This is a genomic window from Burkholderia sp. MSMB1589WGS, assembly GCF_001636105.1.
Lineage (GTDB): Bacteria > Pseudomonadota > Gammaproteobacteria > Burkholderiales > Burkholderiaceae > Burkholderia > Burkholderia humptydooensis.
Window position 1 is genome coordinate 739,820 of the sequence record NZ_LNJT01000006.1, and the last position, 18,073, is coordinate 757,892.

Below are 18,073 nucleotides of genomic sequence, written 5' to 3' on the forward strand. Positions count from 1 at the left end.
CACGCGATGCCGATCAGTCTCAGCAAGAAGCTCGTCGTCCTCGATCGGGACGGCGTCATCAACGTCGATTCGGAGGCGTTCATCAAGTCGCCCGACGAATGGGTCGCGCTGCCCGGCAGCCTCGAGGCGATCGCGCGGCTCAATCACGCGGGCTACCGCGTCGTCGTCGCGACGAACCAGTCGGGCATCGGCCGGGGCCTGTTCGACATGGCGACGCTGAACGCGATGCACCTGAAGATGCATCGCGCGGCGGCCGCGGTCGGCGGCCGGATCGACGCGGTGTTCTTCTGCCCGCACACGGCCGACGACCATTGCGATTGCCGCAAGCCGAAGCCCGGGATGATGAAGCTGATCGCCGAGCGCTTCGAGATCGATCCGGCGGATACGCCGGTCGTCGGCGATTCGCTGCGCGACCTGCAGGCGGGCGCGGCGCTCGGCTTTCGGCCGCATCTCGTGCTGACGGGCAAGGGCAAGAAGACGCTCGCCGCGGGCGGGCTGCCGGAAGGCACGCGCGTGCACGACGACCTGCGCGCGTTCGCGCTCGATTTCCTTTCCGAAGAACACGAGTGATGCCAGCCCGCGCGCATCCTCCCTCACCGTAACGTCACGCCGATGCGCTTCGTCCGCTCCCTGCTGCTGCTCGTCTATTTCATCGTCTATACGGTGCCGTACGCAACCGCGTGCTTCATCGCGTTCCCGTTCCTGCGCCCGAACGCGCGCTACTGGATGGCGGTCGGCTGGTGCAGGTCGACGCTCTTCGCCGCGCGCTGGCTCACCGGCATCCGGTACCGCGTCGAAGGCTACGAGAACCTGCCCGACGGCCCGGCCGTGCTGCTGCCGAAGCATCAGTCCGCATGGGAAACGATCGCGCTGCCCGCGCTGATGCCGAAGCCGCTCTGCTACGTGTTCAAGCGCGAGCTGCTGTACGTGCCGTTCTTCGGCTGGGCGCTCGGGATGCTGCACATGGTCCACATCAACCGCAAGGACGGCAAGAACGCGTTCGACTCGGTGATCCGCCAGGGCCGCAAGCGGATGGCGGACGGCGCGTGGGTCATCATGTTCCCCGAAGGCACGCGCACGCCGGTCGGCAGCCAGGGCAAGTACAAGACGGGCGGTGCGCGCTTCGCGCTCGGCGCGGGCGCGCCCGTCGTGCCGATCGCGCACAACGCGGGGCGCGTGTGGCCGCGCAACTCGTTCACGAAGTACCCCGGCACCGTCACGGTGTCGATCGGCAAGCCGATCGACACGCAGGGCCTCACCCCCGACCAATTGAACGATCGCGTCGAGAACTGGATCGAAGCGGAAATGCGCCGCATCGATCCGGACGCGTACCGGCACGAGCGCGACGGCGCACGCGGCGCCGAGCGCGCGTCCGACGCCGCGCATCCCTGAAGTCAAGCGAGTTTCACCCATTGCGCACTGCCAAACGAAGCGAACTGATGCCGAAGCGTCCCAGGCCACGGCCGGCCGTCGTGGCTCTCGATCACCGCCAGCTCGACCTGCCGCTCTTCGACGGGCCGGCCGCCGCGCCGCCCCCCGCTTCCCCTTCCGCCGCGCCGCCCGCCTCGCCCGTCCCGCCCGCGACGCCGCCCGAGGCCGACCGCTCCCGCCGCCGCACGCTCGCGCTCGACGGCCGCGTGCTCGAATACAAGCTGAAGCGCTCCGCGCGCCGCACGATCGGCTTCGCGATCGACGGCAACGGTCTCACGATCACCGCGCCGCGCTGGGTGACGCTCGCCGACATCGAAGCGGCGATCGCCGAGAAGCGCCGCTGGATCTTCAACAAGCTCGCCGAATGGCAGACGCGCGCCGAGCAGCGCGCGCTGCCGCAGATCGACTGGAAGGAAGGCGCGCAGATTCCGTATCTCGGCAGGCCCGTCAGCATCGTGCTCGCGTCGGCGAAGGGCGCGCTCAGCTTCGATCCGGTTGCCGCGACGCTGGAGCTCGGGCTGCCCGCGCACGCGAGCGAGCAGCAGATCAAGGATCGCGTGCAGGGCTGGCTGCAGGGCGAGGCCAAGCGGATCTTCGGCGAGCAGCTCGCCGTGTATGCGCAGAAGCTCGGCGTCACGTATTCGATGTATGCGCTGTCGTCGGCCGCGACGCGCTGGGGCAGTTGCTCGAGCGACGGCAAGATCCGCCTGAACTGGCGGCTCATCCACTTCCCGATGTCGATCGTCGACTATGTCGTCGCGCACGAGCTGTCGCATCTGCGCGAGATGAACCATAGCCCGGCGTTCTGGCAGACGGTCGAATCGATCTTCCCGGAATTCCGCGAAGCGCGGCACACGCTGAAGCACCATCCGCCGGAGCTGCTGCCGGCGCTCTGAGCAGCGCGCGCATGCATGAGCGCACGCGCGCCCAAACGCAGGCCGGCGCGGGGCGCCGCGGCGCCCCGCGCGGCGAGACAGCGCTCAGTGAGCCTTGCGCTGGATGAACTCGATCTTGTAGCCGTCCGGATCTTCGACGAACGCGATCACCGTCGTGCCGTGCTTCATCGGGCCGGCTTCGCGCGTGACCTTGCCGCCTTGCGCCTTGATCTGCTCGCACGCCTTGTACGCGTCTTCGACCTCGAGCGCGAGATGGCCGAAGCCCGTGCCGAGCTCGTACGATTTCGTGTCCCAGTTGTGGGTGAGCTCGATGACCGTGTGGTCCCGCTCGTCGCCGTAGCCGACGAACGCGAGCGTGAATTTCCCGTCCGGATAGTCTTGGCGGCGCAGCAATTTCATGCCGAGCAGCTCGGTGTAGAACTTGATCGAGCGGTCGAGATCGCCGACTCGCAGCATCGTGTGAAGCAAACGCATGATGGGTACTCCGTGGGGACTTGCTTGAACGTGCGAATGTACCAGACCCGCGCGATTTCCGCCGGGCGCCGCATCGCCCATCCGCGCGGCAGGGACGATGCGCGGCGCGCATGTCGATCGGTTAAGATCGTCGCGTCGGGCAGCCCGGCAGCGCGCGGCGAATCGAACCGCTCTTTCCACCACTCTTTCCGACAGCCGAGTCCGTCGGCTTGCAAACCGTGCGAACCTGCTTCCTGGTCTTCCTGAAACCGAGCCTGCCCACCGGGCGCCCGGCCGCCGGCACGTCCGCGGCTCGCGCCGCCTTCGGGAGCGCCCGATGAGCGCCGTCGCCGGCGCGCCGGCGCGTCCGTCGCTCGATCTGCGCGCGATCGGCGTGATGGTCCTGCTGTGCGCGATCTGGGGCTTTCAGCAAGTCGCGATCAAGAGCGCGACGCACGCGATCCCGCCGATGCTCCAGGCCGGACTGCGCTCGGCGATCGCGGCGCTCGGCGTATGGGCGTGGGCGAGCGCGCGCGGCACGTCGCTCTTTCGCGCGGACGGCACGTTCGCGGCCGGCATCGTCGCGGGCACGCTGTTCGCGGGCGAATTCGTCTGCCTGTTCTTCGGCCTCACGCTGACGAGCGCCGCGCGCATGGCGATCTTTCTGTACACCGCGCCGTGCTTCACCGCGCTCGGCCTTCACCTGTTCGCGCCAGGCGAGAAGATGCGCCGCCTGCAATGGTCGGGCGTCGCGATCGCGTTCGCGGGCATCGCGGTCGCGTTCGCCGACGGCTTCGCGCGGCCGGCCGCCGGCGGCGCATCGGCGCTCGCCGGACTCGCGGGCGACGCGCTCGGCGTGCTCGGGGGCGTGATGTGGGCGGCGACGACGGTCGTCGTGCGCTCGACGCCGCTCGCGCGCGCGAGCGCGAGCAAGACGCTGTTCTATCAGTTGACCGTGTCGTCGGCGGTATTGCTCGGGCTCGCCGTCGTCACCCGCCAGACGACGTTCGCGAACGTGACGCCGCTCGCCGTCGCGAGCCTTGCGTATCAGGGCGTGATCGTCGCGTTCGCGAGCTATCTCGCGTGGTATTGGCTGCTCACGCGCTACAGCGCGGCGCGGCTCTCCGTGTTCACGTTTCTCGCACCGCTCTTCGGCGTGAGCTTCGGCGTGCTGCTGCTCGGCGACGCGATCGGCCCGCGCTTCGTCGCGGCGGCGGCGCTCGTGCTCGCGGGCATCGCGCTCGTCAACGCGCCGCCGCGCGGCGGTCGCAAATAGGCATAGGCGAAGCGGGAAACGGCGGCGCGATCGCCGACGCCGGACGAGCGATCCCGCGACGCGTCGCCCGCGCGGCGGCCCATCGCTTTCAGCGGCCCGCCCGCGCCGCGCCCGCCGCCTGCGCGACGCGCACGTACTCGTCGACCCCGACGTCTTCCGCGCGGCGCGCGAGATCGAAGCCGAGCGCATCGAAATCGACGAGATCGCGATAGCCGCCGAGCGTGTTGCGCAGCATCTTGCGGCGCTGCGAGAACGCGGCCGTCACGACTTCGCCGAGCACCGCCGGATCGACGGCCGGCAGCTCGTGCGGCGCATGCGGGATCATCCGCACGATCGCCGAATCGACCTTCGGCGGCGGCTGAAACGATTCGGGCGGCACGTCGATCAGCTTGTCCATCACGTAGCGGTACTGGAGCATCACCGACAGCCGGCTGAACGCCTTCGTGCCCGGCTCGGCGACCATCCGCTCGACGACCTCGTTCTGCAGCATGAAGTGCTGGTCGATCACGACGGGCGCAAACGCCATCAGATGGAACAGCAGCGGGCTGGAAATGTTGTACGGCAGGTTGCCGATGATCCGCAGGGACGGCTGGTCGCCCGGCCGCGCGAGCGAGCCGAAATCGAATGCGAGCGCATCGCCCGCGTGCAGCTCGAGCAGTTCGCCGAAGCGCGCCTTGAGGCGGCCGATCAGATCGCGGTCGAGCTCGACCGCATGCAGCGGCGAATCGGGCGTCGCGAGCCGCGCGATCACGGGCCCCGTGAGCGCGCCGAGGCCCGGCCCGATCTCGACCATCCGCTCGCCGCGTTCGGGACGAATCGCCGCGACGATCGCGTCGATCACGCCGTGATCGACGAGAAAGTTCTGCCCGAAGCGCTTGCGCGCGAAATGCCCTTGGTGCTGTCTGCTGTTCGACATCGAAAGATAGAAAAACGGATGACGCGAAAACTCAGGCCGTGCGCCGATGGCGCGCCATCGTCACCGCGGTGTCGATGGCCGCGACAAGGCTGCCCGGATCGGCGCGGCCCGTGCCGGCGAGATCGAGCGCCGTGCCGTGATCGACCGACGTGCGGATGATCGGCAGGCCGAGCGTGACGTTGATGCCCTCGCCGAACGTCGCGTACTTGAGAACCGGCAGCCCCTGATCGTGGAACATCGCGAGCACGCAATCGGCGTGCTCGAGGTAGCGCGGCTGGAACAGCGTGTCGGCCGGATACGGGCCGCGCGCGTCGATGCCCGCCGCCCGCGCGCGTTCGAGCGCAGGCCCGATCACGTCGATTTCCTCGCGGCCGAGATAGCCGTTCTCGCCCGCATGCGGATTGAGGCCCGTCACGAGGATGCGCGGCGCGGCGAGGCCGAAGCTGCGGCGCAGGTCGCGATCGACGATCGAGAGCGTGTCGACCAGGCCGTCGATCGTCAGCGCGGCCGGCACGTCCTTGAGCGGCAGGTGCGTCGTCGCGAGCGCGACGCGCAGCGGCCGCTCGCCCGTGCCCGCGAGCATCATCACGACGCGCGGCGTGTGCGTGCGCTCGGCGAGATATTCGGTGTGGCCGGTAAACGGCACGCCGGCGTCGTTGATCGTGCTCTTTTGCAGCGGCGCGGTGACGATCGCGTCGTATTCGCCTGCGAGCGCGCCGTCGATCGCCGCATCGAGCAGATCGAGCACATAGCGCCCGTTCGCCGGATTCAGCTTGCCCGCTTCGGCGGGCGCGGCAAGCGCGCGATGCGCGACGGCGACATGCGCGTTCGCGACATGCGCGTTGGCGACGTGCGCGTTGGCGACATGCGCGTTCGCGCCGCCCGCCGTCACGCGCGCCCAGTCGACGCCCGCCGCCGCCGCGCGCTCGGCGATCAGGCTCGCGTCGCCGAGCACCGTGAAGTGCGCATCCGGCCAGCGCGCCGCCGCGTCGTCGAGCGCGCGGGCCGTCAGCTCGGGGCCGACGCCGGCCGGCTCGCCGGTCGTGATCGCAATGCGCAGCGGCTGCGGACGGGCGGACATGATGCGCCTATGTGCCTACTGGACGACGGGCAGCTTGATCTGCACGTACGACGAGTCGCGCAGCTCGCGCAGCCAGTCGGAATACGCCTGCTCGGCCTTGCGCTGGCCGATCGCCTGGCGCGCGATGTCCATCTGCTGCTGCACCGAGCCCTCCGCGTCGCGGCGGCCGAGCACCTGGATCAGGTGGTAGCCGTACTCGGTGCGCACCGGGTTGCTGACCTGGCCGTCCTGCAGCGTGTTCATCGCGCGCTCGAATTCGGGCACCGTCTCGCCCGGGCTGATCCAGCCGAGATCGCCGCCCTGCGACGCCGAGCCGTCCTGCGAGTAGGTGCGCGCGAATTTCTCGAAATCGCCGCCCGCCTCGATCTGCCGGCGGATGTCGATCAGTTGCTGGCGCGCCTGCGATTCCGACTTGCCTTCGCCGACGCGCAGCAGGATGTGGCGCACGTGCGTCTGCACGATCTTCGGCGACGCGGCCGGATTCTGGCTCGCGCGGCGCTCGACGAGGCGCACGATCTCGAAGCCGTCCGGCACGCGGATGAGCGTCGGGTTGACCTCGCCGGGGCGCAGCTTCGACACGGCGTCGACGACGTCGGACGGCAGCGACGACGGCGACTTGAAGCCGAGATCGCCGCCCTTCTTCGCATCGTCGGCTTCCGACTGGCTCTTCGCGAGCCGCTCGAAATTGGCGCCCGACGCGAGCGCCTGCTGCAGCAGGCCGTCAGCCTTCTTCTGCGCGGCGTCGATGTCGGCCTGCGGCGCGTTGGTCGGCGCCTTCACGAAGATGTGCTCGAGCCGCAGATCCTGCTGCGAGCCCGCGTTCGGGCCGCGCTGGCTCGCGATGTAGCTCGCGACCTCGGCGTCCGACACGGTGATCTTGCTGTCGACCTCCTTCTCGCGCAGCTTCGAGAGCATCAGCTCGGTGCGCGCGTCGCGCACGAACAGGTCCCACGGCACGCCCTGCGCCTCGATGCGCGCCTTGTACTGGTCGAGCGGCATGCCGTTCGCCTGCGCGAGACGGCCGAGCGTCGCCTGCACGGTCGCGTTGTCGACGACGATGCCGTCGTCCTTCGCCCGCTGGACCTGGATGCGCTCGAGCACCATCTGGTTCAGCACCTGCGCGCGCAACTGGTCCGTCGGCGGCACGGGCGCCTTCTGCTGCTGCAGGCGGCGCGCGATCAGGCCCACGCGCTGATCGAGCTCGCGCCCGGTGATCACGTCGTTGTTGACGACGGCGACCACCTCGTCGGCGAGCGACGCGCCCTGCGCGCGCAGCGCCTGCGCGGACGCCGGCGGCGCGACCGTGATGAGCGACGCGACCAGACCGGATGCGACAGCCGCGAAGCGAAGGGTTTTCTTCATTGCCACAGGTACTCCATTGAAAGCGGGCTGCGCAAACGCCGCTCGCCGCGAACGCCTCGTCGGCGGTTAATCGTAATTGCTGAAACGCGACAGCGGCGCAGGCGCGGGCGGCAGCGGCGTGTAGCCCTGCACGCCGGCGCGGAACGCCGACACGAGGCCGTTGTCGATGCTCGTCAGCCCCTTGAGCACGAGTTGCGCGAGCACGCGGGTCGACGAATGCTGCTGCCCCGACGAGTTCACGCCGTTCGCGTAGCGCTGGATGCCGACGCCGAACGCCCAGCAGTCGGCATCGTACTGGAAGCCGACGAGACCGTCGACAACCCGGCTGCTCGCGAGATCGTAGTTGAAGCGGCCCACCGTGTAGAGCCGCCGCGTGAGCGGCCACTGCGCGGACACGAGGATCTGGTTGATCGGCTCGTTGCTGAGCGTCGGATTCTGCCGCGTGTAGCGGTAGCCGACGTTGATCACGCGCCGCTCGCCCGGGCTGTAGCCGAAGCCGACGCTCGACTTCACGAGCTGGTTGTTGTCGACGTTGTACTGGAACGCCGTCTCCGACGCGAAGCCCGCGCCGAGCTTGACCGACGCGCCGAGGATCAGGTCCGAGTGCCGCGCGGTCGCGGGCGCCTCGGTCGGCAGAAGCGTCACGCGCTGATCGGTGAAGTAGTACTGCTGCGCGATCACGAAGCGCGCGCGCTCGTCGCCCGTCGTCGGATTGATGAAGCGGGTCGTGAGCGCGGCCGTCAGGCGGTTCGCGTCGGCGATCCGGTCGTTGCCGACGAACGTGTTCGGCGTGAAGATCTCCGCGAGCCCGAAGTCCGACACGGCCGTGTCGAAGAGCGGCGCGTTAGACTGGTTCCGGTACGGCGTGTACACGTAGTACAGGCGCGGCTCCAGCGTCTGGATGAAATCCTGGCCGAACAGGCGCACCGAGCGGTCGAACACGAGCCCGGTGTCGAGGCTGAGCGTCGGGATCGAGTACGTGAAGCGCTTCGCCTGATCGGGCACGCCGCCCGTCGTCGTCGTCAGGTCGTACGACGCGATGTGCAACTGCGCCTTCGGCACGAAGAAGTAGCCGGGACCGTAAAGCCCGTACGACACGTACGGGTTGAACATCACGCGGTCGCCTTCCGGCTGGTCGGCCGTCGTGATCCGGAAGCGCGAATAGTCGGCTTCCGCGCCGAAGTCGAAGCCGCCGACGTTGTACTTCGTGTACTTCACGTTCAACTGCGGCTCGCGCCCGTACGGCGCGATCGACGGCGCGAGCGTCTGCCAGTGCTGGTAGCGCCCGAGCACCGACCACGGCCCGTTGTTGTACGTGAGGCCGGCTTCCTGCTGGTAGACGGTCTGGATCCCGTTCAGGAACTGGTTCGTCGAGCCCAGATCCTCCGGATACGTGTTGTCCGAGACCTTGTTGTAGTAGATGTAGCCGGCGAAGCCGTTGCCGAAATTCTGCTGGTGCTGCCAGTAGATCGCGTAGCGGTTGCGCTTCGCGACACGGTCGTCGGGCAGGTATTCGCCCGTCAGCGTGCCCGAGTAATTCGTCGACAGGTAGCGGAACGTCGCCTGCGTGAAGATCCCGCGCTTCGAGATGACGTGCGGCGTGATCGTCAGGTCGCGGTTCGGCGCGATGTTGAAGTAGTACGGCAGCGCGAGCTCGAAGCCGCTCGACGAATCGAGCGAGAACGTCGGCGGCAGGAAGCCGCTGCGCCGCTCGCCCGACAGCGGAAACGTGAGCCACGGGCTGCCGAAGAGCGGCACGCCCTGGAAGAACAGCACGCCGTTGCGCGCGACGCCCTCGTCCGCGCCCGTGTCGAAATCGAACTCGCTGCCCTTGATGTACCACGCCGGATTCGTCGCGCACTGGCAGCCCGTGTACGTGCCGTTGGTGAACACCGAGCGCTCGCTGTCGAGGAGCTGCACGCGCTCGGCGCTGCCCGAGCCGCCCGTCGCCGTGAAATGGTACTTCGGCGTCGTCATGAAGCCCTGGTTCGCCTCGACCTTCAGATGCGCCTCGGGCCCCGAGAACGTCGTGCCGCCGTTGGCCACCGTGACCTTGCCGTACGCGTCGGCCATGTCGGTGTCCTGATCGTAGTGGATCGCATCCGCCTTGACGACCGCGTTGCCGCGGCGGATCTCGGCCGAACCCTTCGCGGCGAGATCCTGGTCGGCGGTGCCGCCCGTGTGATCGGCGAGCACGAACGTCGCGGGCTTGCCGCCCTGTTTTTGCGGATGCTCGTCGAGCTGCGGCGCGAGGCGCAGGTCCCACGGCGAGCCGAACGTCTGCGGCTCGGCCGCGACGCCCGACAACTGGGCCTGCGACACCGCCGGCACGAGGCCCGGTACGGCCAAAAGCGCGACCGCGAGCCGTTTTTTGCGCGGCGCGGCATCGCAAGCTGGGACGAGCGGGAATAACGTTTTAGGCGGCATCTATCGTTCGGCGAATCGCCCCTGTCAAGCCCGGCCTCCGCATGCCGCGCCCGCGCAATCGAACCGTGACTGCGGCTTCGCGCATACCGGGGGAAACGGGCAAACGGACGGCGTGGCGGGCTGCGGGCCCGCGCCGGCGGGAATTGACACGGGACGCGTCAAAAAAGTCGTGGGGTATTATATGGCAAGACGTTCCCCCTCCCCGACTTTCAATGACGCAGCCCCCAGCCGATCCCCGTCTCGCCCGCCTCGCCGCCTGGCTCGCCACTTTCGCCGACCGCTACGCGCTCGACCTCGCGTCGCTCGCCCCGGCGTCCGCCGACGCGAGCTTCCGCCGCTATTTCCGCGTCGCGAGCGCGGCCGCGCCGGGCGGCACGGCGATCGCCGTCGACGCGCCGCCGCCCGAGAAATGCCGCGAGTTCGCGCAGATCGCGCAACTGCTCGACGCGGCCGGCGTCCACGTGCCGAAGGTGCTCGAGCACGACTTCGATGCGGGCTTCATGCTCGTCACCGATCTCGGCACGCGCCCGTACATCTCGGCGCTCGACCCGGCGGCGCCCGCCGCCGCGCGGCCGCTGATGCGCGACGCGCTCGACGCGCTGATCCGCTGGCAGCTCGCGTCGCGCGAGGGCGTGCTGCCGCCGTTCGACGAAGCGTTCCTGCGCCGCGAGATGGAGCTGATGCCCGAATGGTACGTCGGCCGGCATCTCGACAAGACGCTGTCCGACGACGCGCGCGGCGTGCTCGAGCGCACGTTCGCGCTGCTGATCGCGAGCGCGAAGGCGCAACCGCAGGGCTACATGCTGCGCGACTTCATGCCTCGCAACCTGATGATCGCGGAGCCGAACCCGGGCGTGCTCGACTTCCAGGACGCCGTCTACGGGCCGCTCACGTACGACGTGGTGTCGCTCATGCGCGACGCGTTCATCAGTTGGGACGAAGCGTTCGAGCTCGACTGCTTCGCGTACTACTGGGAAAGAGCGAAGAAGGCGGGGCTGCCCGTCGAGCCGGATTTCGGCGAGTTCTACCGGCAGCTCGAATGGATGGGCCTGCAGCGCCACATCAAGGTGCTCGGCCTGTTCGCGCGCATCAACTACCGCGATCACAAGCCGCACTATCTCGCCGATCTGCCGCGCTTTCTCGGCTACGCGCAGCGCGTCGCGCTGCGCTACCGGCCGCTCGCGCCGTTCGCGAGGCTCCTCGACGATCTCGAAGGCAAGACGGCCGACGTCGGCTACACGTTCTGAACGATGACGCACACACTCGATACGGCGATGATCTTCGCCGCCGGGCGCGGCGAACGGATGCGCCCGCTTACCGACACGACGCCGAAGCCACTTCTCGTCGCGGGCGGCAAGCCGCTGATCGTCTGGCAGATCGAGCGGCTCGCCGCGGCGGGCATTCGCACGATCGTCGTCAACCATGCGTGGCTCGGCGCGCAGATCGAGGCCGCGCTCGGCGACGGCTCGCGCTGGGGCGTGCGGCTCCTGTATTCCGCCGAGCGCGAGGCGCTCGAGACCGCGGGCGGGATCGCGCAGGCGCTGCCGCTCATCGAGGGCGGCGGCGGGCCGAAGGTGTTCGTCGGCGTCGCGGGCGATATCTATGCGGACTTCGATTACGCGGCGCTGCGGGAGCGTGCAGCCGCGCTCGCCTCGGCATCCGAGCCCGGCATGCATCTCGTGATGGTGCCGAACCCGCCGTTCCATCCGGCGGGCGATTTCGCGCTCGACGGCAGCGGCCGGCTGTCGCTCGACGGCGCCGCGCGCGTCACGTTCGGCAGCATCGCGCTGTACGACACGCGGATGTTCCGCGATCTGCCCGCCGGCACGCGCCGCGCGCTCGCCCCCTATTACCGCGAGACGATCGCCGCGCGCCGCGCGACGGGCGAGCTCCACACCGGAGCGTGGGAGAACGTCGGCACGGCCGCGCAACTGGGCGAGCTCGATGCGGCGTTGAAGGCCGCCCGCTGAGAGCGCCGGCCCGGTCGCTTCGCCGCCGGATCGACCGGCTCGCCGAAACGCGCGGCGTCGTCGCCCGTCCCGCCCCGCTTCGTCAAACCTCTTCCGCCGCCGCGCCGTCGGCCGCCGCGCGCTGCTGCTGCAACGCCCACATCTGCGCGTAGAGGCCGTCCGCGCGCAGCAGCTCCGCGTGCGTGCCGCGCTCGACGATGCGCCCGTGGTCCATCACGATGATCTGGTCCGCATGCACGACGGTCGACAAGCGGTGCGCGATCACGAGCGTCGTCCGGTGCCGCGCGATCTGGTCGAGCTCGTGCTGGATCGCGCGCTCGGAACGCGAATCGAGCGCCGACGTCGCCTCGTCGAACACGAGGATCGGCGGATTCTTCAGGATCGTCCGCGCGATCGCGACGCGCTGCTTCTCGCCGCCCGACAGCTTGAGCCCACGCTCGCCGACGGGCGTGTCATAGCCCTTCGGCAGACTCTCGACGAACGCGTGGATGTGCGCGGCGCGCGCGGCCGCGATCACCTCGTCGCGCGTCGCCGACGGCCGGCCGTACGCGATGTTGTAGTAGATCGTGTCGTTGAAGAGCACGGTGTCTTGCGGCACGATGCCGATCGACGCCCGCAGCGAATCCTGCTTCACGTCGCGAATGTCCTGGCCGTCGATCGTGATCGCGCCGCCCGTCGCGCGATCGAGATCGTAGAAGCGGAACAGCAGGCGCGACAGTGTCGACTTGCCCGAGCCGCTGTGGCCGACGACCGCGGTCGTCGAGCCCGCCTCGATCGTGAAGTCGACGCCGCGCAGGATCTGCCGCGACGGCTCGTAGCTGAAATCGACCCGCTCGAAACGCACTCGCGCGCCGCTCACCTTCAGCGCGCTCGCGCCGGGCGCGTCGTCGACTTCGCGCGCGGCCGACAGCAGCCCGAACATCCGGTCCATGTCGGTCAGGCTCTGCTTCAGCTCCCGATAGACGACGCCGAGGAAGTTGAGCGGAATGTACAGTTGCAGCATGAACGTGTTGATGAGCACGAGATCGCCGAGCGTGAGCCTGCCCGCGAGCACGCCCTGCGTCGCGCGCCACAGGATGAACACGAGCCCCGTGCCGATGATCGCCTGCTGGCCGAAGTTCAGGAACGACAGCGAATTCTGCGAGCGGATCGCCGCCTTCCGGTAGCGCTTCAGGTTTTCGTCGTAGCGCTGCGTCTCCCATTCCTCGTTGCCGAAGTACTTGACGGTCTCGTAGTTGATCAGCGAATCGATCGCGCGCGAGTTCGCCCGCGAATCGAGCTCGTTCATCGTGCGGCGGAAATGCGTGCGCCACTCGGTCACCTTCACGGTGAATGCGATGTAAGCGACGAGCGCGGCGAACGTCACATATGCGTAATACGCCTCGTACTTGACGACGAAGAAGCCGAGCACGAGCCCCACTTCGACGAGCGTCGGCAGGATGCTGTACAGCGAATACGAGATCAATTGCTGGATGCCGCGCGTGCCGCGCTCGATGTCGCGCGACATGCCGCCCGTCTGCCGCTCGAGATGAAAGCGCAGCGACAGGCCGTGCAGATGCCGGAACACCTGCAGCGCGAGCCGCCGCACCGCGCTTTCCGTCACCTTCGAGAACAGGATCTCGCGCAGCTCGGTGAAGAGCGACGTCGACAGCCGCACGAGCGCATAGGCGATCACGAGGAGCCCGACGCCGCCCGCGAGCACGACGGTCGCCGACTGCTCGGCGCGGCCGAGCGCGGTCAGATGCTGGACGGCCGCGAGGCTGTCGACGATCCGCTTCATCACGACGGGCACGCCGAGATTCGCGACCTTCGCGCCGATCAGGCACGAAAGCGCGAACGCGACGCGCCATTTGTAGGCGCTCAGGTACGGCAGCAGCGAGCGGATCGTCTGCCAGTCGTTGCGCGGCCCGGTCGCGGCGGGCGCGGGCTCGGAGGAAGCGGGATAGCGGCGCATGGGGAGTTCGTGGGTTCGCTTCGTCGGTGAAAGTGGGCGTGTCGGGCTTTCCTGGCCGGCCGTCGATGCGGCGCGCATCACGCTACGCGGCGGCGCGTGCGCGGCGCGGCCCCGGCCTGCGAGGCCCCGGCCTGCGAGGCCCGGCCCAAATCCACACTTTCTCGTACAATTTCAGAACTCTGCATTGTCTCAGAAGCCGGTTCACGCCGCTGTCCGCCGCATCTCCGGCGACGGCCGCCGAATACGCGCAAGCCGGCCGCTTTTCTTACAAGATGGAAGCTTCAACCATGACCGATTCGCCCATGCAACTCCCGCAAAAACCGCCCGCGCTGCGCGTCGTCCCGCAACCGTCCGACGCGAACGTCCACGGCGACGTGTTCGGCGGCTGGATCATGGCGCAGGTCGACATCGCGGGCTCGATCCCGGCGAGCCGCCGCGCGAACGGTCGGGTCGCGACGGTCGCGGTCAATTCGTTCCTGTTCAAGCAGCCGGTGTTCGTCGGCGATCTGCTCAGCTTCTACGCGAGCATCGTGAAGACGGGCAACACGTCGGTGACGGTCGACGTCGAGGTCTACGCGCAGCGGATGAGCCTGATGAGCGAGATCGTCAAGGTGACGGAAGCAACCCTCACCTACGTCGCGACCGACGCCGATCGCCGCCCGCGCGCGCTGCCGCCGCTCGAATAAGCGCGGCGCACGCACGCGCGCATCGCAAGGCGGCGCGTGCCGCCGCCCCTCGCCCGCTCAGTGCGCGGCGAGGCCGAACTCGCGCATCGCGGGAACGAAGTCGTGGTTGAGCTTCGGCTTGCGCGACAGCTTCGCGAGCACGTAGCGCTGAAACGGCGTGAGCGTCGACCACTGCGAGGCGGACGGCGCCGGCAGGCCGGCGAGCCCGCTCTGCGCGACGAGCGCGTCCGGCACGGCATCGGCGCTGCGCCACGCAGGATGCTCGTCCGGCTGGAACCAGGTCGGCTCGACGTTCGCGTGCGTGCGCAACATCTCGAACAGCGCATGATCGAAATTCGGCTCGATCACGACGTCTTCGTCGGCCGGAAAGCGCGCGAGCAGCCTGCGATCCTCGAGCGGCAGCATCTGCCATTGCTCGAGCGAGATCCTCAGCCCGAAACGGTCGAGGTTGAAGCGGACGATCATCGGAATGTAGGTCAGATCCTCCGACGATTCGATTTCGAAATTGAACAGCAACGGCGCGTCGCTCAGTCCCATGTTTGCACCCACTATGACGTTTGCCGGCACGTTTGGCCCGTGTGGAGTATTTTAGAACCTTCGCGGGCATCGAGCGTGCCGCCCGGCGTCGCGCCCCGCTCGCCCGTCCAGCCGTCCCATCGAAGGAGCCCCCCGTGAGTCTGTCCGAAACCGTCGAACCCAGCGGCATCGTCGAGCTTTCGGTGCGCAGGCGGCGCGGCGACGCGATCGAGGCGGCCGTCGACCGCGTCGGCCAGGAATGGCCCGTCGCGCTCGTGTTCAACGGCATCTCGCACGCGGTGATGATGTGCACGCCGCGCGATCTGGAAGCGTTCGCGGTCGGCTTCGCGGTGTCGGAAGGCATCGTCGGGCGCGGCAGCGACGTGAAGGACATCGAGGTCGCGCTGCACGGCGACGCGCCGCTGCCGCACGCCGAAGTGCAGTTGACGGTCGTCCAGCAGGCGTTCGCCGCGCTGAAGGAAAAGCGCCGCGCGCTCGCGGGGCGCACCGGCTGCGGCGTTTGCGGGATCGAAAGCATCGATCTGCTCGATCTCGTGCCGCAGCGCCTGCCCGATACCGGCTTTCTCGCGCGCCTCGCGCCGGATGCGATCGCACGCGCGGCGCGCGAGCTTCCCGCGCATCAGGCGCTCACGCGGCAGACGGGCGGCCTGCACGCGGCCGCGTGGTGCGATGCGTCGGGCGCGATCGTCCATGCGTTCGAGGACATCGGCCGCCACAACGCGCTCGACAAGCTGATCGGCACGCTGACGCTCACGCGCGCCGACATGACGAACGGTTTCGTGTTCCTGTCGAGCCGCGCGAGCTACGAGCTCGTGCGCAAGTCGGCGCGCGTCGGCATTCCGATGGTCGCGACGATCTCCGCGCCGTCGTCGCTCGCGATCGAGATCGCGCGGCAGGCCGGGCTGCGGCTCGTGAGCTTCTGCCGCGAGGCGGGTTACGTCGATTACGGCACCGCGTAGCGCGCCGCCGCCGCGATCGCGCTCAGTCGAACTGCCGGAAATCCGGCTTGCGCTTCTCGAAGAACGCGGTGATCGCCTCGCGCACTTCGGGCGAGCGCAGCATCTCGCCGAACTGATCGCCTTCTTCCGACATCCGCGCGGCGATTTCCGCGCCGCTGCCCTTCTTGAGGAACGCCTTCGTCGCGCGCAGCGACGAAGCCGGCAGCGCGACGAGCTTCGCCGCCTGCTGCGCGGCGAACGCGTCGAGGTCCGCGGCGGGCAGCACGCGGTTCACGAGGCCGATCCGGTGCGCCTCGAGCGCGTCGAACGGCTCGCCGAGCAGCAGCTTCTCCGCGGCGACCTGATGGCCGGCGAGGCGCGGCAACAGCAGGCTCGACGCCGCCTCCGGGCACAGGCCGAGCTGCGTGAACGGCAGCGACAACTGCGCGGTATCGGCCGCGTAGACGAGATCGCAGTGCAGCAGCATCGTCACGCCGATGCCGACCGCAACGCCCGCGACCGCCGCGACGATCGGCTTCTGCGCGCTCGCGATCTGGCGCAGGAACTGGAACACGGGCGCGTGCTCGTCCTTCGGCGGCGCCTTCATGAAATCGTCGAGATCGTTGCCCGCGCTGAAGTTGCCGTCGCTGCCGCGAATCAGGATCGCGCGCACCGACTTGTCGTCCTGCGCCGCCGCGAGCGCATCGGCCATCGTCTGGTACATCGCCGCCGTGATCGCGTTCTTCTTCGCTGGGCGCGCGAGCGTGATCGTCAGCACGCCGCCTGCGTTTTCGACCTGGATATCCATTTGAGCCGTCTCCATGACTGTTTTCATTCGATCGACAAAAAACGGTGCGCGAGCCCGCCGCCCGCGCACCGTCGTCATGCGTCGCGCGCGCCGATCAGAGCCGCTCGATGATGCCCGCCGCGCCCATGCCGGTGCCGACGCACATCGTCACCATCCCGTACTTCAGGTTGCGGCGGCGCAGGCCGTGCACGACCGTCGACGCGCGAATCGCGCCCGTCGCGCCGAGCGGGTGGCCGAGCGCGATCGCGCCGCCGAGCGGGTTGATCTTCGACGGATCGAGGCCGAGATCGCGGATCACGGCGAGCGATTGCGCGGCGAACGCCTCGTTCAGCTCGATCCAGTCGATGTCGTCCTGCTTGAGGCCCGCCGCCTTCAGCGCGGCCGGAATCGCTTCCTTCGGGCCGATGCCCATGATCTCCGGCGGCACGCCGCGCACGGCGAAGCTGACGAAGCGCGCGAGCGGGGTCAGGTTGAACTGCTTGAGCACCTTCTCCGACACGACGAGCAGCGCGCCCGAGCCGTCCGACGTCTGCGAGCTGTTGCCCGCCGTCACCGAGCCCTTGTTCGCGAACACCGTCTTCAGCTTCGCGAGCCCTTCGAGCGACGTCTCCGCGCGCGGACCTTCGTCGAGCGCGATCTCGCGCGTCTTCGTTTCGATTTCGCCCGTCGCGAGATTCGGGAAGCGCTCGACGATCGCGTAAGGCGCGATCTCGTCCTTGAACTCACCCGCCTGCTGCGCCGCGAGCGCCTTCCGGTGCGATTCGACCGAGAACGCGTCCTGGTCTTCGCGGCTCACCTTCCACTGCTCGGCGACGCGCTCGGCCGTCAAGCCCATCCCGTAAGCGATGCCGAAGTCTTCGCTGCGATCGAAGATGTGCGGCGACATCGACGGCTTGTTGCCCATCATCGGCACCATGCTCATCGATTCGACGCCGGCCGCGAGGATCGCGTCCGATTCGCCGACGCGGATGCGGTCCGCCGCCATCGCGAGCGCGGTGACGCCCGACGCGCAGAAGCGGTTCACCGTCACGCCGCCGACCGTGTTCGGCAGGCCCGCGAGCAGCGCACCCATCCGCGCGACGTTCAGGCCCTGCTCGGCCTCGGGGATCGCGCAGCCGACGATCGCGTCTTCGATCAGCTTCGTGTCGAATTGCGGCACTTGCGCGATCGCCGACTTGATCGCGTGGACGAGCAGTTCGTCCGGGCGCGTGTTCCTGAATGCACCGCGGGGCGCCTTGCCGATCGGCGTGCGGCTTGCGGCGACGATGTATGCGTCTTGCAACTGTTTGCTCATTTCAAGCTCCTGTCGACCGGAGTGGTGCTTGAGCGCTCACTCCG

General features: G+C 68.7%; 17 protein-coding genes. 8 read left to right on the forward strand and 9 right to left on the reverse strand.

Going from position 1 to position 18,073, the window contains the following annotated elements; translation table 11 throughout:
* Positions 1–6 precede the first annotated feature (6 nt).
* From gmhB to WT16_RS05690, 3 genes are read left to right on the forward strand one after another with little or no spacing between them, the layout of a single operon-like run.
* The gene (gene gmhB, locus WT16_RS05680) at positions 7–570 is read left to right on the forward strand and encodes a D-glycero-beta-D-manno-heptose 1,7-bisphosphate 7-phosphatase (protein ID WP_006024594.1); all 564 of its coding nucleotides are present in this window, start codon (positions 7–9) and stop codon (positions 568–570) included.
* Between the two features lie 42 nt (positions 571–612).
* On the forward strand, positions 613–1,392 hold the full coding sequence (locus WT16_RS05685) for a lysophospholipid acyltransferase family protein (protein ID WP_006024593.1): 780 nt from the start codon (positions 613–615) through the stop codon (positions 1,390–1,392).
* A 47-nt stretch (positions 1,393–1,439) separates the two neighbouring features.
* Entirely contained in the window at positions 1,440–2,327 is an 888-nt protein-coding gene (locus WT16_RS05690; protein WP_043282012.1) for a SprT family zinc-dependent metalloprotease, read from the forward strand.
* Positions 2,328–2,411: 84 nt separating this feature from the next.
* Here the strand turns inward: WT16_RS05690 and gloA are convergent, their stop codons facing one another.
* The gene (gene gloA, locus WT16_RS05695; protein ID WP_009911274.1) at positions 2,412–2,801 is read right to left on the reverse strand and encodes a lactoylglutathione lyase; all 390 of its coding nucleotides are present in this window, start codon (positions 2,799–2,801) and stop codon (positions 2,412–2,414) included.
* A gap of 316 nt (positions 2,802–3,117) precedes the next feature.
* Here gloA and WT16_RS05700 point away from each other — a divergent pair, with 316 nt between their 5' ends.
* Complete coding sequence (locus WT16_RS05700; RefSeq protein WP_006024590.1) at positions 3,118–4,056, forward strand: DMT family transporter; 939 nt, start codon at positions 3,118–3,120, stop codon at positions 4,054–4,056.
* Positions 4,057–4,144: 88 nt separating this feature from the next.
* Here the strand turns inward: WT16_RS05700 and rsmA are convergent, their stop codons facing one another.
* From rsmA to WT16_RS05720, 4 genes are all read right to left on the reverse strand, one after another.
* Positions 4,145–4,972 carry a 16S rRNA (adenine(1518)-N(6)/adenine(1519)-N(6))-dimethyltransferase RsmA gene (rsmA, locus tag WT16_RS05705; protein WP_059931171.1) on the reverse strand — a complete coding sequence of 276 codons (828 nt, stop codon included), beginning with the start codon at positions 4,970–4,972 and terminating at the stop codon, positions 4,145–4,147.
* A 31-nt stretch (positions 4,973–5,003) separates the two neighbouring features.
* Complete coding sequence (pdxA, locus tag WT16_RS05710) at positions 5,004–6,053, reverse strand: 4-hydroxythreonine-4-phosphate dehydrogenase PdxA (protein ID WP_063532872.1); 1,050 nt, start codon at positions 6,051–6,053, stop codon at positions 5,004–5,006.
* A 15-nt stretch (positions 6,054–6,068) separates the two neighbouring features.
* Complete coding sequence (locus WT16_RS05715) at positions 6,069–7,415, reverse strand: peptidylprolyl isomerase (protein ID WP_059931168.1); 1,347 nt, start codon at positions 7,413–7,415, stop codon at positions 6,069–6,071.
* Between the two features lie 66 nt (positions 7,416–7,481).
* Positions 7,482–9,842: an LPS-assembly protein LptD gene (locus WT16_RS05720; RefSeq protein ID WP_015600383.1), complete on the reverse strand. Its 2,361-nt coding sequence runs from the start codon at positions 9,840–9,842 to the stop codon at positions 7,482–7,484.
* Positions 9,843–10,054: 212 nt separating this feature from the next.
* On the opposite strand from WT16_RS05720, the gene WT16_RS05725 reads away from it, so the two are divergent.
* Positions 10,055–11,089, forward strand: coding sequence for a phosphotransferase (locus tag WT16_RS05725; RefSeq protein ID WP_015600743.1), 1,035 nt, complete (start codon positions 10,055–10,057; stop codon positions 11,087–11,089).
* A 3-nt stretch (positions 11,090–11,092) separates the two neighbouring features.
* Positions 11,093–11,812, forward strand: coding sequence for an N-acetylmuramate alpha-1-phosphate uridylyltransferase MurU (murU, locus tag WT16_RS05730; protein ID WP_015600985.1), 720 nt, complete (start codon positions 11,093–11,095; stop codon positions 11,810–11,812).
* 82 nt (positions 11,813–11,894) lie between these two features.
* Here the strand turns inward: murU and WT16_RS05735 are convergent, their stop codons facing one another.
* Positions 11,895–13,766, reverse strand: a complete 1,872-nt coding sequence (locus WT16_RS05735; protein WP_015601765.1) for an ABC transporter ATP-binding protein/permease — start codon at positions 13,764–13,766, stop codon at positions 11,895–11,897.
* A gap of 287 nt (positions 13,767–14,053) precedes the next feature.
* On the opposite strand from WT16_RS05735, the gene WT16_RS05740 reads away from it, so the two are divergent.
* Positions 14,054–14,452 carry an acyl-CoA thioesterase gene (locus tag WT16_RS05740; protein WP_009892921.1) on the forward strand — a complete coding sequence of 133 codons (399 nt, stop codon included), beginning with the start codon at positions 14,054–14,056 and terminating at the stop codon, positions 14,450–14,452.
* A 57-nt stretch (positions 14,453–14,509) separates the two neighbouring features.
* Here the strand turns inward: WT16_RS05740 and WT16_RS05745 are convergent, their stop codons facing one another.
* Positions 14,510–14,989 (reverse strand): nitrate reductase associated protein, encoded by a 480-nt coding sequence (locus WT16_RS05745; protein ID WP_009911269.1) that lies wholly within the window; start codon positions 14,987–14,989, stop codon positions 14,510–14,512.
* Positions 14,990–15,123: 134 nt separating this feature from the next.
* Between WT16_RS05745 and fdhD the strand changes: the two genes are divergently transcribed.
* Positions 15,124–15,948: a formate dehydrogenase accessory sulfurtransferase FdhD gene (gene fdhD, locus WT16_RS05750; RefSeq protein WP_059931166.1), complete on the forward strand. Its 825-nt coding sequence runs from the start codon at positions 15,124–15,126 to the stop codon at positions 15,946–15,948.
* A gap of 22 nt (positions 15,949–15,970) precedes the next feature.
* Here fdhD and WT16_RS05755 read toward each other — a convergent pair whose 3' ends face one another.
* Positions 15,971–16,735 (reverse strand): enoyl-CoA hydratase, encoded by a 765-nt coding sequence (locus WT16_RS05755; protein ID WP_009911268.1) that lies wholly within the window; start codon positions 16,733–16,735, stop codon positions 15,971–15,973.
* A gap of 94 nt (positions 16,736–16,829) precedes the next feature.
* Positions 16,830–18,029 (reverse strand): acetyl-CoA C-acyltransferase, encoded by a 1,200-nt coding sequence (locus WT16_RS05760; protein WP_015602255.1) that lies wholly within the window; start codon positions 18,027–18,029, stop codon positions 16,830–16,832.
* Positions 18,030–18,073 lie beyond the last annotated feature (44 nt).